Genomic DNA, 14,732 nt, shown 5'->3' with positions numbered 1-14,732 from the left:
GCCGTCCGTGACACCTCGATCCTGCGGCCGTTGATCACCTTGGCCGTGCCGGCTGGGTGGCCCACTGACCTGCTGCTGGCCGTGTACACCGTGGCGTACCAGCCGGTGCTGGGCTTGCTGGCGGCCGCGGTGGGCGTCGCGGCCGGATGTCTGGTGGGGGCCTCGCTGGAGGGTGCAATTCGCCGTCGGTGGCGCGGTCGTCCCCGTACTCGGCCCGCTCGCCTCGGTGCTGGTGTTCGGCGGCGCCGGAGCCATGACGTCGACCAGGCTCGAGCCGGTCCATCACCTCGGTTCTTCGGCGGGGTCTACTGTTCCTCGCCGCCGCGGAGTACCTCCGTAGCCGCTCACGAGCGGAGTCAGTGTCCGCCTGACACACCGAGCAAGGCAGGAATATTTACGTCTCCGGAACGATGTGACAGGATATTTTCACGCGTTTCCGACGACGAGGAGTACAAGTGACTGCGATCCAGGAACCTGCCTCCCCGGTGGCCGCCTACGATCAGCCCTACGACTACACCCGAGTAGAGCTGGTCGAACCCGATTGGCGCCGTTTCCCCGGCTGGCACGACGTGACCGAGGCAGAGTGGCGCGACGCGCAGTGGCAGCGGGTGCACTGCATCCGCAACGCCAAGCAGCTGCGGGCCCTGATGGGCGATCTGCTCGAGGAGCGCTTCTACGAAGACATGCTCGCCGACCAGCGCGAGATGGCCACGATGTCGATGCTGCTTCCGCCGCAGATGATCAACACGATGGCACCCAACGCGGGCACTGACCCGGCGAAGGTGACCGAGGCGTTCTACCTCGACCCGATCCGCCGGTACATGCTTCCCGTGCGCAGCGACCGCGACACGGTGTGGCCGAGTCATCCGCACTCCGAGCGTGACTCGCTGCACGAGGCGGAGATGTGGGTCGTGGAGGGGCTGACGCACCGCTACCCCACCAAGGTCCTCGCCGAGATGATCTCGACCTGCCCCCAGTACTGCGGGCACTGCACCCGGATGGACCTGGTCGGCAACTCCACCCAGCTGATCGAGAAGCACAAACTCTCGCTCAAGCCGGTCGACCGCCAGGACGCGATGATCGAGTACCTGAAGAAGACCCCCGGCGTACGCGACGTCGTGGTCTCCGGCGGCGACGTCGCGAACGTGCCTTGGCCGCAGCTGGAGTCGTTCCTCATGCGGCTGATGGACATCGACACTGTCCGCGACATCCGGCTCGCGACCAAGGCCCTCGCCGCCCTGCCACAGCACTGGCTCCAGCCGAAGGTCGTCGAAGGCCTCGAGCGGGTCGCCGGCACCGCACAGCGCCGCGGCATCAACCTCGCCATCCACACCCACGTCAACCACGCCCAGTCGGTGACGCCGCTGGTCGCCGAAGCTTCCCGGACCGCGCTCGACGTCGGCGTCCGCGACGTACGGAACCAGGGCGTGCTGATGAAGGGCGTCAACGCGACGCCCGCGGAGCTGCTGGACCTGTGCTTCGCACTGCAAGGCGAGGCGAACATCCTGCCGTACTACTTCTATATGTGCGACATGATTCCCAACGCCGAACACTGGCGGGTTTCCGTGCACGAGGCGCAGGAACTGCAGCACGCGATCATGGGCTACCTGCCGGGCTACGCCACCCCGCGCATCGTCTGCGACGTGCCGTATGTCGGGAAGCGGTGGGTGCATCAGTTGGCCGAGTACGACCGCGAGTTGGGCATCTCGTACTGGACCAAGAACTACCGGACCGGAATCGAACATGAGGACCCGGAGGCTTTGCAGCGCCGGTACCCGTACTACGACCCGATCTCCACGCTGCCCGAAGCCGGCCAGCGCTGGTGGCGCGACCAGCCCCGGACGCCCTAGCGGACCGGACACCAAGAAGTCCTGTCGAGGGGGCGTTTAGGCTCATGTGCGAGCTTCGAACGCCCCTTCGTTGTACCGGCTGTTTGTGCTGGGCGCGCCACCCATCCTCTCAGTCCGCTCACAACGGAGCGGCAGAGAAGCTGAGATGGTTCAGACGGCGGTGGAGAGGTGCCCTCTATTCCTCGGCCAATTAGGTGCAAGCTGTGGACTTTGGCTCCCCCTGCGCATACTTGGCCCAGTCCGTCTGGTCCATGGGCCCGACCTCCGCACACAACGTCCGGTAGGGGTCGATCCTGCGGTCAATGTGCCACAGTGCCACCGTTCCGGTGTTCGTCACGGTGATCAAGCTGTCGCCGGTCGGGGTGAAGTCGAGGTCGAACACCGCTCCGCTGCTGGTGACCTCGATCGGAAAGCCCAATTCCTTACCGGTTCCCGGATTCCACAAGCGGACCGACTGGTGTCCGCTGACGGTGGCCAGTACATCGCCGCTCGGGCTGAAGGCCAACTGGTCGATGCCCACGATCTTCCAGCGGTCGGTCGTAGCAGCGGCGATGGGCTCACCGATTGCTCGCTGCGAGTCCAGGTCCCAGAGGTAGACGTTGCCGTCACGGCTTCCCGCTGTCGCCAGCATCGTCCCGGTTGGGTTGAACGCCAGTTTGTTCACCTCGGAGTCCGGATGTTTGATGGCACCGCGGAGTTGGCGTTGTGTCGCCGGATCCCATAGCCGCACGAAGCCATCCGCACCCGCGGTGGCGAGCAGCGTGCCGGTCGGATTGAACGCCAGCGCTCGCACCTCGTTCCGCTTCGGCGAGTTGGCGGTAACCGGGTTCGCGACGATCGGATCGCCGATCGCCTTCCTGGTGCTCGTGCTCCACAGCCGCACTGCGCCATCGCTGTTGGCGGTCGCGAGGAGGCCGCCATCGGGGCTGAACACGACAGTGCTCACGCCGTACACCCCGTCCGGACCGTAGGTGCCAATCGAGATCGGAGGACCGGCTTCCCGCTGGGTGCCCGGTTCCCATAGCCGCACGGTGCCTTCCGCGCCCGCGGTGGCGAGCAGCGTTCCGTCAGGGGTGAAAGCCAGCGCCTTTACCGCGCCCCGGGTGGTCGCCGCAAACGGAACACCGTAGAGCTGTTGGATCACCGGGTTCCACAGCCGAACCGTGCCGTGGCTGTCGGAGGTGGCCAGAGTCTTAACCCGCGGGTTGATCGCGGCCACAGTCGCCTGATAGCCGAAGGTCCCGGCGCTGATAGGCGCGCCGACCGGATTTCTGGTGGCCGGATTGTACAGACGCACGGTGTCGTCTCCAGCGGCGACAGCGAGCATCGTGCCGGTCGGGTTGAACGCCAACCCGGACGTTAGCGTTGCGTGCTCCAGGTAAATGGAGTCGCCAGCCTCCTTCCTGGTCGCGACGTCCCAGAACCGCACCAATCCGTTGGCCTGGGTGACCAGGGTGGCGCCGTCGGGGCTGAAGGTCACCTCCTCCACACCGCCGGTGGGATGCACCGCGAGCGGGACGCCAATCGGTTGCTGAGTCGCCGGATCCCACAGACCGACCGTGCCGTCTCCGTTCGCTGTGGCCAGAATGGTTCCGCCCGGGTTGAACGCCAGTTGTGCCACACCTTTGCTCGCCGTGATCCGACGGCCGATTTCGCTGCCGGTCGCCGGATTCCAGAACCGGACGGTTCCATCCGTGGCCGCCGTGGTCAGGACAGCGCCGCCCACGTCGAACGCCACTGCGGTGACACTGCTGTCCGCTTCGGCACCGCGGAGGGGAGCGCCGACCTCCCGCAGATCAGCGGAGTTCCACAATCGCGCCCAGGGCCCGTCCATGGTGGCCAGCAGTGCGCCGTTGGGTGAGAACGCCACCGCGGCCTCACCGCGGGAGGCGTACTCGCCTGGCGGCTCGACACGGGCGATCTCCCGCCCGGTCGTGGCATCGAACAACAGTACGGTCCCCGTATCCGTGGACACGGCCAGTGTCGTGCCGCTCGGGTTGAAGGCGACCGCTTCCACCAATCCGGCATCAAGGCTGTTGAAGGGCGCACCGATCTGGGTGCCATCCACCGGGTTCCACAACCGCATCTCCGGCCCGTTGACGCTGGCGAGGACGGTGCCCGCCGGGTTGAACGCCAAACCCTTCACGCCGCCGTTGTGTCCGATGAGCATGCCATTCTGTTCTTTTCTTGTGAGCAGCGTGCTGATCGCGGTTCGTGCCTGTTCCGTCGGCGATACATGCCAGGCTGCAGCGGCCAACTGTCTGGCACGTCGTGGATCCGACGGGTCGACCATCAGACTCTGCCCGGCCAGGTGCCGCGACAGCGCGATGTCGCGCTGGGCGCCTGCCTCATCCGCGTTGTACAACGCAAAGCCCATTGCCACCAGCGCCGCCACCGTGAGCAGCACCAGTCCAGCACGCGAAGCCTTGCCTCGCCGCGACTTGCGCAGCTCCATCCGCTCACTGGCGGCTAGGAAGGCCTTGCTGGCCGGTGGCAGTCCGATCCAGTGCGTGGCGCGAGCGCGAGCGCCCGCCAGCCGGTTGCCCCGGTACAGCAGGGAAGGGTCGCGATCGGCGCCTTCCCAGGCAGCGGCGTCAGCGTCGAGTTGCTGACGCAGATGAAGCCAGTCACGGTCGGTGTTGATCCACTCTCGAAGCAGCGGCCATTCCCGCAGAAGGGCTTCATGGCTGATGCGGACGGTGTCGCGATCCAGCGTGATCAGCCGGGCGCGGGAGAGTAGATCGAGGGCCTGCCGGGCACGGACTTGAGGCAGGTTATCCAGCAGCGCGGCGCGGGGAACCGGGCGGGCGGTGTCGGCCGCGTCCTCACCGACCCGGACCAATCGGAGCAGGATGCGGCGCACGACCCCCTTACCGGCAGTGTCCAGCGCGGCATACACCTGGTCGGCGGTGGTCGCGATCGCGCTGGAGATTCCGCCGCTCGCGCGGTAGCCCGTGAACGTGAGACGGGAGCCGGAGCGTTCGCGCCAGGTCGCCCAGAGCGCGTGAGACAACAGCGGCAGCGCTCCGGTGGTTGTGCCGAGCTCGTGCAGGATCGCGTCAGCGAGACCGTCGTCCAGCGTCAGTCCGACGGCGGCGGCAGGTTGTTCGATGGTAGCGCGGAGTTCTTCGCGGGTCAGCGGTTCGACCAGCAGCTGACGATCGCGCAACGCGGCCAGGAGTTCGGGGTGTTCGGTCGCGTGGCCGTAGAAGTCGGCGCGCAACGTGAGGACGACCAGGCCGCGGGCAGACTCCGCGATCGCGGCCACGGCCCGCAGGAACGCGGTGCGCTCGGCCAGGTCTGAGCACAGAGTGAACAGCTCCTCCAGCTGATCGACCAAGATGATCAGCCGTTGACCGGGCCTATCGGCGAGGAACACGTCAACGAGTTCAACCGCGTGAGAAGGACTTTCCCGAAGCAGATCAACGGAATCAGGAGCGCAGAGTTGGTTTGCCAGACTGCCCAGAGGGCTCGCGGCCGGAGTTAGGCGCACGCATGGCCAGCCCACAGACCCCGGCAGATCCGGCAGCCCGCTATCGCGCAACGCCGCGAACAAGCCTGCGTTGAGCAAAGACGTCTTACCCGAACCGGACGGGCCGACCAGCACCACAGGGCCGTCCGCATAGGCGATCGACGCGAGCACGCGTTCAGTCATCCGCGCGCGTCCGAAGAACACATCGGCGTTCTCCGTGCCGAACGCGCCCAGTCCCGGATAGGGACAGCGGCCGGGCGCGGGATCTTCCTGCTCGGGTCGTGGTTCGGCCTGCATCGCCGGGTTAGCGGCGATGACCAGATCGCCTGCGCGGTTTTCCGCACGACGCCGTGGCCACGGCCGATGCTGCTCGCGCAGCTTCCGATCGACGGCGTCATAGACGGCGTCCAGGGTCAGCATGTGCGGTCCGCGCGGGTCGCCGCGTTCCAGCACTTCCAGGAACGCGCCGGTGAACGCCGTGTGCTTCGCGTCGGTCGGCGCCAGGGCGAGCTGCTCCGCGGACCCGATGAGGTACGTGCCCTGCGCGGGCTCCAGGGCGGACATCACGCCGGACGCCTGGCCGCCCAACGACGGCCTGCCGGAGAAGCAGCAGTCGAGCACGACCACAACAGAGGACGCGCGGCTGGCGGACAGTGCTTGCCGCAAAGAAGAGAACGACAACGCCTGATGGTCGGCCATGCCGGGCACGAGCTGGCCGGTACCCATCGCGGCCAAATACAGCTTCTCACCCGGCCCAAGCAGGCCATGCCCGATGAAGTAGACCAGCAGCACCGTATCCGCGCGCTGCGCCTCCTCGGTAACGATCTCCGCCATTGTCCGGGCGTCGGGTAAATCGGGCTCCGCACGCAGATTGTCGGGCAACACCCCGCATCGCTCAAGGAACGCCACACGCAGATCCTCGAAGCTGCGCCCCACCGATGGCACGGACGGCAGTGCCGGCCCAGTGTGGGTAGCAGTCCCTATCAGCAGAACGCGCACACCCGCACCGGACAGATTCGTCACTTACCCTCGATGCCCTTCGTCTCATCCAGCGCCGCGCCCAACATCTCGGCCAGTTGCTTGACCTGCCGCTCAAGAGCGGCGGTATCGAGCTCGGATACCTTCGTGGCGCTGAGTTCAGCCGATCGGCCGTCATCGAGTGTCACCTTGATGTGGACGTCACCGCGTCTGAGGCGCAGCCACGCGATAACCGTGGTGGCGAACGCCGTCGCCGCTCCCGCCGGACCGAGTGCGACCACGAGCGCGTCCAGCAGCGGCCCCAACGCGCCCGACGGCGGCGGGCTCTCGCGGAGACCGACCGCGCCCTTCAGCTCCTGAACGTCGGTCAGCCAGCCGTGCAACGATCGCAACTCGTCGGCCACATCCTGGGCCTCCGCGGTTACCAATGCATCCACCATGTTGACCCCCCGAGAGTTGATCACTCGCCCTTCCAATCAGGGTAGCGACCTCTCACTCCCTGGTGTTAGCGAGACAACGTCGACCGAGGCGCTTGCCGAATAGGCCGCTGCCCGGATGAGCGGATGCCGGAAGGCAAGCCCGCGGTCGTCGATCGTGATCAGCCGCGCTTGCTCGGCAGGTACTGGCCGACGTCCTCCCGCAGCGCTTCGTTTCCCCGATGGAGGTCCTCGCCGAACGCGAGCCGGGTGTTCTCGCCCCCCGGTTCCGACGACCCATCACCGCTGACGCTCCTGCTGCACGCCTGGGACGTAGCGGACGACGGCCGGCTCAGCGTCAGCTACCAGGTTATTTCGCAACACGACCCACGTCCTGCCCACCGCCGGAATCCGCATCCATGTCCGGCACCTCGACCTGAAGGTCGAACTCGACCAGCTGCTCGGCCAGATCGACGCACTCGCACATCACATCAACGGACTCACCACTCGCCCCTGAGCACGCCCCGCAGGAAGACGCAACTGCCACTACAAGCGCGAACAGTTTTCCCTGGATACCAATGGGCACCCGCTGCTCCTGGACTCGACAGTCATCGCGGATCTGATCCGGGGCTCGATCGACCACAGCGCGCCCGCGACAATCCCCGCTACAGCGGGGCCGGACGCCATCGGCGCGATGATCCTCGGTCGTGCGCGAAGCCATCCCTTGGACATCGACGCGTCCCAGGCGGAAGTAGCACGATAGGGGCGACAACCAGTTGAGCCAGCGCCCACCCAAAACAGGCTCTGCTGCTGGCCATCCGGCACCACGCAGCTCGGCAACCCCAGTCCACGTCACGAAGCAGCAACACAAGCGGCTCGTTCAAGTAATCTTGGCTGGGCCACTGGGCAAACTGGCTTCGAAGAGCTCGATGATCACAACGACGCTCGTTGCACCGGACGTCGTTGTGATCATCGATATTGTGGCGTCATCACGTCCATCGACGCCCGAACTCAACCCTCGACGATCGAGGGGACGAAATCATTCACGGCCAATTTGTTGCAGCGGCGCACACTCGACCGGGCTGCACAACGTGACCTCGATCAGCGTGATGCCGCCGCGTGGGCCCTCTTCGACGAAGTTGATGGGGATCTTGCGGCTGGTGACCGTCCTGGTTTTCTGCCCGAGCCGGACGCCGCCCTGGAAAAGGTGTACGAGACCTGGGTCGATCCGGCTTCGGACGTGTAGTCCTCTACCCAACCTTGAATCTTCACCGAACGCTCGAACCAGGTGACCGATCCCCCAGTCGCACCTCCTTTGATGTACCAAGAACCGATCGGGCTTGTCGGGTATGCCGCGCCCGCAGGGACTGCGACGGCCAACGAGGTGCCGACGATCATCGCCACTCCCGCCGCGATGTGCTTCACGGCACCAGACACGAAAAATCTCTTCCTGCCAACTCTTTGTCCCCTTGTCGGATCAGACATGAGGCCGACTACGCCCTACCCTTCCAAATCTGCGGTTCAGCAGCAGACACGCCGGCCTCACGGTCGATACAGCGGCTGGTCAGACCAACCAGCCGTACCTCACACGCCGACCACAGCAGAGGCGTTGCACGACAGGACGCGCGTGACCCGGATGGCCTAACAGGGCGTTGGACGATGCCACCCCCTGTGCCTTGGCAAAGCCATACGGGTTCCCGCTTGTCGAGACGCGCGGTCCAGGTCCGTCGATTTGCCACTGGTGAAGACACACGAGGTCCTGGGCTGTGGAAAGTCCACTGAGCAATCGCAGCTGACGGTCGTTGTCACTTCACGGAGAAGCCGATCCCCTCGTCAGCAGCGTGGAGAGGAGGCCGCACCGGCTTGCTTGCCACGCAGGTCAGATGATTCTGCGCTATTCGAGTGAACTGGGCGCGAGCTACTCAACCTCGCCAGAACCTTCTGCGTGCTGATCACGGAGCCGGACCTAGCCGGACTCTGTCGTTCTGGAGGGATCTCACGTAAATGCTGCTCGAATCGCGGTACGCGGCGCCTCGACCGGTGCCCAACCGAGGAAACCTGTTCGCCGGACGTGCTCGTGAGGGCGCTGAATAGTCGCGTCGGCGATCGCGATGGGGGCCGGCTGGCGGTGGCGAGCGACGGAACGCCGGTCGGCGCGGTCGACGGGACCACCTGTTCCTGAACCTACGACGTCACCAAGGATTTTCGGCGTACTCGCGAAGCGCGGCCGAGATCTGCCGCCGGGTGCCGGGGTCCGCGGGTGGCTCGAAGCGGACGACCGGCAGGCCGTACTGCCAGGCGGGCGTCATCGTCGCGCCGGGAAGGTCGCGAAGCCTGTCGAAGGGGATCCAGGCCCAGTCGTCCTGCTGGGGGTCCAGGTTTTCGAACCCGACGTACTCGACGAACGGAAGGTACCGGGTCGGGCCGACGAGGGTTGTGGAGCTGTAGCTGAACGGGAGCGAGGTCTTCGCATTCTCGCCCCGTTGCGCCGCCACGACGTCCGCTTCGACACCGTGCAGGTGCTCACGGAGGTAGTCGATGAAATCGGCGTACGCGACGACCCGCTGGATCACCTCGGCTTCGCGCACCGTCGGGTATGCCGGTGAGTCCTCCGGCGGCCGCCACGGGCTGAGTGCGCCGTCGACGATCGCGTAGGGCGCGGGAGACAGCCGCCGGTTTCCCGAATACCGGAAGCGGTCGATCGCGCTGCTCACCATGACTTCGAGATACTCGCCGTCCGCACCGATGATCATGATGTCGTCGTCACAGGCGGGCAGGACGATGAGTTCACCCGGCACCCGATTCCGCCACGGCTCCAGCACGGCCGGGGCCACGAGCGGAATGGTGCGGCGAGAACTCCGCACGGACCGCACGGCGAAGCTCTTCGCCGGGCCGCCGTCACCGATCTTCACCTCGGCCCCGCCGGTTCCGCCGAGCAGTCCGGCGGTGGTGGCCCGCGCCCGCTCGATCGCGGTGGCCCGGTCCGCACCCAGTTTCTCCAGCAGTTCCTGCGTGACGACATGGTTCTCACCGGTCGGTTCCTCGAAGACCAGCCACGGCTGGAACAGATCGAGTTCCGGCCGGAACTGCCAAGCCGCCGCGGTGTCGCCCCCGAGCACCGCGGTCCTGATGAGGTCGCCGTGCGGGTCGAGCGGGCCGGGGTCGCCGCTGTGAGGGTCACGGAAGGCGGGAGCCCGCAGGGTCAGATACAGGTCGTCGATCGACGGTTCGGCCGGACTCGACGTCGACGGACTCGTGGTGTCGGCCGCGGCCGATCGCGTTCGGGTACGGCGCATCCGGTCCAGAATTCCCATTCGGCCACGTTAGCAACGCGGCCGATCAGGGAAGGGCGAGACGAACGATCTTCCGGGTCACCGAGCCGAGCTGTTTCCTCAGGGAACCGGTGTTGTACGCAGGTTGTGGCGTTCGCAAATAGCCTCGCACCTCGGCGGCGATCTGCGAATAGCGGCAATCATCAACGCGTTGGTTTTGGGCGGGGCTCCGCTGGCTGAAACGGTTGTGCCACCGGGGGCCCGTCAGATGGCTCTTGCGACCGAAAGTCTCTGGTTCATGCCCGTCACACGGCAGCAACCGGTGTCAGCGGAGCCGGTAAGCGTGAACGATGCTCTGGGTCGTGGTGTTCCCGTCGGCATCGGCGGCTTTCGCACGCAGGGAGACAGATCCGGTCGCCGGGTGGCGGAGCTCGGCGTTGTACCGGCCGTCCTGCCCGCTCACCTTCGCGGGCCGCCAGTTGACGCCGCCATCGTAGGACGCTTCGACCTGCAGGGCGGTGATCGCAGCGGGACCGTCCTGCCGGGACACGGTGACCGGGACGGTGAAGGTGCCGCCGCCCGGCGCGCTGTTGGCCAGATCCACCGCCGGGGTGTAACGCACCTCCAGTAGCGGCAACGCTCGGCTCGGTCCCTGGACGTGCCCGCTGCGGAAGGTCCATTCGGCGGAGACCTTGGTGGACAACGGCGCCCAGGGTTCGTCGCGCTCCGCCTCGGTGGTCAGCCGGTAACCGGCCTCCTCGGTGGGCGCCACGAAGACAGCGCGCCCGGGGGTCGCCTGACTACCGAAAAGCCGGCCTTCGCGGTAGAGCGCGGTGCTGCCGCGGTCACCGGGCGCGTCCAAGTCCGCGGTCGCGGTGTGCCCGGCACCGTCGGAGAACAACGGGATGCTGATGTCGATCTCCTGCGCGGTGCGTACGGCCCAGGGGCTGTCGGCCGGATAGGTGCGCTTGCCACGGAAGCCGGGGCCGGTGACCGCGCCGTTCCAGGCAAGCCGGTAGCTTTTGCCCGCCGCCAAGAGCTCCTCACCGCGCAGGTCACCGCCGACGCTCGGAGTTTGACTCACCAGAATATTGAGGAAGGCCCAGGTGCCCGGCGTGTAGTACTCCTGGCGTTCCGCCCGCACCAGCCCAGGTGCTCCATAGCCAAGCCGGGACATTCCCAGACGTATCCCTCCCACCCGGTGGATCGCGTGCATCTGGGGCGGTGATTCCGCCGAGTAGCCGTGGAAAGCCATGGTCACCGCGGCGAGCTCGGACTTGCGCACCGAGTGCTCGAGTTGTGCCGGGACCCGTCCGGTGGCCGGGAAAGACAGTTCATAGGCGTCCCGGATTTCCGGGCGGGCGATCACGGCCGCGGTTCCGGTGCCGGTGCGGGCCAACGCGGCGAACCGCCCGGCGTTCGCACCGGCGATCTGGACGGTCGGCAGTACCAGTGCCCCGGCAGCCTTGGCACCGGTGAGTTCGTTGGACGGTTTCGCCGCGGCCGCGATCCGGCTGCCTGGCTGCCCGGCAAGCTCCGTACCCTGGCGCACCGCGTCGGCAGGGGGCAGCCATGCGGCCACCATCGCGCCACCGTGTTCGCGCACCGAGGCGACCCGTTCGGCCAGGGTCTCCGGGGTGGTGTCCCAGGGCAGTTCGAGCACCACCAGCCGGTCGCGCACGTCGACTCCGGCCAGGTCTTGCGGGCGACCCGCGCCGCCGAACGCCAGCGCGGGCGTCCGTGACCCCACCGGCAGGGGTGCGCCGATCGCCGCGGTGGGGACCGGGAAGCGCTCCGGCTGTTCGCCGAACAGTTCGAGCCGCGGTTGTTCCAGACGGTGGCCGGCGCCGAAGTAGAAGGCGGCCGACGAGGTGCCCGGCACGGTGCCTGCGAACATCTCCTGGAAACGCTGATCGAACGGGAACACCATGGACTGCGTCTGGTCGGCGCCCAGGCGCACTCCCAGCTCGACCATCGAACCGCCCCCGGTCACCTCTGGCTGGTCGACGTTCGCGGTGACCTTCGCGGTCTGGCGGGTGTCCAGGGTGACGGTGGAGTCGCGCGTCAGGTTGAGCTCCGGGTGGGCCATCGCGGCCATCGACGGGTCCAGCCCGGGACGCGGCGTGATCAGGCTGCCCACCAGCGCGTAACGGCCAGCGGGCAACCGCAGGGTGGGTCCCGGCCGGCACATCGGATTCGCGGCCGCCACCGCTGAGGCTGATCACATCGAACGTCGCGCGAGAGTTCGCGGTCGCCACGGCACCGTTGCGGTCGATCATGCGCAGCGTCAGCTGGTAGACCGGTGCCGCCACCGCCTGTACGCCCGATACCGCCAGCAGCGCCGATACCAGCGCCGTACTCAGTACAGCAGTTCGCCGGAAGTGCGTGCTTGCCCGATTCATCAACTGCCTTTCGCTCGATGAGTGGACCATGTATCTCGTATCCGCTCGCGGGCGTATTCGAGTTCACGCGGTCTCGGCACATCGGGTTCTCGCCACCGACCGCAGCCGCCGGCTTCCGGCGCTGCGGCTCCCTGGCTCCGTCGTCCGGGCACTTGCGCGGCCCACGAGCTCAGGCAAGAGCGGCGACCAGCAGGGCGAAGGCGGCGATGATGACGGCGACGCGGACGTAGTGGAAGCGGTCCCAGCGGTTCATCTGCTGTTTCCAGTCGGCGGGCCGGTTCTCGGCGGTCCACGTCTTGCCCCGGTTGTTGATCGGGACGAGCAGCAGGAGCGACATGACCACGCTGACGATCAGCAGCGCACCGGCGGTGACGACGAGTCCGGCGCCGGGGTGCTGCCACCCGGCGATCGCCCAGACCGCGACGAGGATGAGCGAACCGATGTACCAGACCGGCATGACAGCGCCGAGCATCCGGCCACCGTGGGCACGGCCACGCACCATGCTGTCGTCGGGGAGGGCGTTGAGGATCGGGTTGATGACGAACGCGACGGAAAACTCCACGCCCACCATCAGGCCGACGAGGACGGTGGTGACGATCTCAAGTGCCATGAGCATGACTGCCTCTCCCGAAATCTAGCGTTGCTAGGTTGTGCCGCAACGCTAGCACTAGCGTCGCTAGATTGTCTAGCAGTGCTAGGCCTCGCGTCCGCGAGCCGTCTCATCGCGCAACGGCCCGCGAACTCGCCGAGCAGCATCTGCCGCGCACTGCGGGTGGCTGTGCTTATCCCCCGCTTAGCTCGTTGCCGATAGCTTGCTGATCCGCCCTGCCGTCATGCTCCTTAGCTGGAGGTTCAGGAATTGACACGACGACTACGTGCGATCCGCGACGGCGTGGCGGTGCTGCTCGTCTTGTTCCTGTACGGATCGATGCTCAACTCGACGGCAATCGCGTCGCCTGCGGACGACGGTCTCAACGTCACGCATTACGCTCTCGATCTTCGCTATCAATCGGCCCCTGAGACTTTGTCCGGTGTCGCGACCATTTTGGCCACCGCCACCCGCGAATTGCCGGAATTCGATCTCCATTTCCTGCTCGCGGTCTCGTCGGTCTCGGTGAACAACGAACCGGCCGAGTTCTCCGCCAAAGACGGCCGGCTCACAGTGACCCCCGCAACGCCGGTCGCCGACGGCGCCGACTTGCTCATCGTGGTCCGCTACCGCGACAACCCGGCCAACTACCCGCCTGGCGGCGAACACGGCTGGGGTTGGCGCCACTCCCCCACGGGAGCTGTGGCCGTCGCCAGTTCTCCTTGGTGGTACCCGAGTTCGTTCGACCCGGCGGACAAAGCGACCTTCGACGTGTCGATCATCGTCCCGCGGGGCGTCGAGGCCGTGGCCAACGGCACGCTGCAGTACGGCCCTTTCCCCGTACCCGGCGGTGACCGATGGTCCTGGCGGGGCGACACGCCGCAGGTCAGCGAGTTGGCGTTGCTCGCGATCGGCCAGTATGAGCTGCGAACCTCAACCGGTCCGGCGGGGCAGCCCGTGGTCACCGCCTACAGCACGGATCTCGGTGCTCTCCGCGCTCCGGCTCTCGCTTCGGTCGAGCGGACGCCGGAAATCGTGCAGTCCCTGTCGAACTGGTTCGGCCCGTACCCGTATCACGCGCAGGGCGGAGTGGTGGATTCGTCGTTCTTCAATGTGGTCGCGACAGCGACCCGGCCGATTTATGCCGGTGGTTATTTCCGGAGCGGCGCGAACGCGTCGATGGTCGCCCACGAAAACGCCCACCAATGGTATGGCAACGCGGTGAACCCGGTCAGTCCCGATACTCGATGGATGTCCGAAGGATTCGCCACCTACGCGGAATTCCTCTGGTCGGAACACGAAGGCCTGGGTACCGCGGCCGAACTCGCCCAGTACTACTACGACCAGTTCCCCGCGGACCATCCGGACTGGCAGCAGCCACCTGTCGTCCCCGACCCCGACAGCCACTCGGCATTCCCGATCTACACCAGGGGCGCGCTGGCATTGCAGGCGCTTCGCACCACGGTCGGCGACGACATGTTCTTCAAGATCATGCGCACCTGGGCTGTCGGGCAGGAACTCGACAAGGCGCCGACCACAGTCGAGTTCGTCGAACACGCCGAACGGATCTCCGGCGCGGACCTCTCCGACCTGTTCCAGGCCTGGCTCTACGCCGCGGAGCGCCCCGCGGCCGGACCCAACGCCGGGCCGTCGACGACCAAGAAGACGGCCGAACCCGGGTCCTACGGCCAGATCACCGCCAACAGCAAGCTTCTGCTCTCGCAGAACAGAGATCGCTACCGCTCTTGAACAG

The 14,732-nt window shown here is 66.7% G+C and carries 9 protein-coding genes; 3 read left to right on the top strand and 6 right to left on the bottom strand.

Features of this window, described 5'->3' with window-relative positions; genetic code table 11:
* Positions 1–455 precede the first annotated feature (455 nt).
* A complete protein-coding gene (locus tag ACLJRL_RS19215) occupies positions 456–1,850 on the top strand; it encodes a KamA family radical SAM protein (RefSeq protein WP_410657582.1) in 1,395 nt (464 codons plus the stop codon).
* Between the two features lie 190 nt (positions 1,851–2,040).
* On the opposite strand, the gene ACLJRL_RS19210 is transcribed toward ACLJRL_RS19215, so the two are convergent.
* The 3 genes from ACLJRL_RS19210 to ACLJRL_RS19200 form a co-directional block, all read right to left on the bottom strand.
* Entirely contained in the window at positions 2,041–6,321 is a 4,281-nt protein-coding gene (locus tag ACLJRL_RS19210; RefSeq protein ID WP_410657935.1) for a caspase, EACC1-associated type, read from the bottom strand.
* 20 nt (positions 6,322–6,341) lie between these two features.
* Complete coding sequence (locus ACLJRL_RS19205; protein ID WP_410657581.1) at positions 6,342–6,740, bottom strand: effector-associated constant component EACC1; 399 nt, start codon at positions 6,738–6,740, stop codon at positions 6,342–6,344.
* Between the two features lie 346 nt (positions 6,741–7,086).
* On the bottom strand, positions 7,087–7,302 hold the full coding sequence (locus ACLJRL_RS19200; protein WP_410657580.1) for a hypothetical protein: 216 nt from the start codon (positions 7,300–7,302) through the stop codon (positions 7,087–7,089).
* Positions 7,303–7,773: 471 nt separating this feature from the next.
* Here ACLJRL_RS19200 and ACLJRL_RS19195 point away from each other — a divergent pair, with 471 nt between their 5' ends.
* Complete coding sequence (locus ACLJRL_RS19195) at positions 7,774–7,962, top strand: hypothetical protein (RefSeq protein ID WP_410657579.1); 189 nt, start codon at positions 7,774–7,776, stop codon at positions 7,960–7,962.
* 946 nt (positions 7,963–8,908) lie between these two features.
* Here ACLJRL_RS19195 and ACLJRL_RS19190 read toward each other — a convergent pair.
* From ACLJRL_RS19190 to ACLJRL_RS19180, 3 genes are all read right to left on the bottom strand, one after another.
* A complete protein-coding gene (locus tag ACLJRL_RS19190; RefSeq protein ID WP_410657578.1) occupies positions 8,909–10,030 on the bottom strand; it encodes a hypothetical protein in 1,122 nt (373 codons plus the stop codon).
* A gap of 283 nt (positions 10,031–10,313) precedes the next feature.
* Positions 10,314–12,152, bottom strand: coding sequence for a hypothetical protein (locus tag ACLJRL_RS19185; RefSeq protein WP_410657577.1), 1,839 nt, complete (start codon positions 12,150–12,152; stop codon positions 10,314–10,316).
* Between the two features lie 407 nt (positions 12,153–12,559).
* Positions 12,560–13,006 carry an anthrone oxygenase family protein gene (locus tag ACLJRL_RS19180; RefSeq protein WP_410657576.1) on the bottom strand — a complete coding sequence of 149 codons (447 nt, stop codon included), beginning with the start codon at positions 13,004–13,006 and terminating at the stop codon, positions 12,560–12,562.
* A gap of 243 nt (positions 13,007–13,249) precedes the next feature.
* Here ACLJRL_RS19180 and ACLJRL_RS19175 point away from each other — a divergent pair, with 243 nt between their 5' ends.
* Positions 13,250–14,728 carry a M1 family metallopeptidase gene (locus ACLJRL_RS19175; RefSeq protein WP_410657575.1) on the top strand — a complete coding sequence of 493 codons (1,479 nt, stop codon included), beginning with the start codon at positions 13,250–13,252 and terminating at the stop codon, positions 14,726–14,728.
* Positions 14,729–14,732: the final 4 nt, after the last annotated feature.

The sequence above is a fragment of the Amycolatopsis sp. lyj-112 genome (assembly GCF_046549055.1).
In the GTDB taxonomy this organism is placed as follows: domain Bacteria; phylum Actinomycetota; class Actinomycetes; order Mycobacteriales; family Pseudonocardiaceae; genus Amycolatopsis.
Note: the sequence above shows the minus strand (reverse complement) of the source record. Positions and strands in the feature narration are given on the sequence as shown.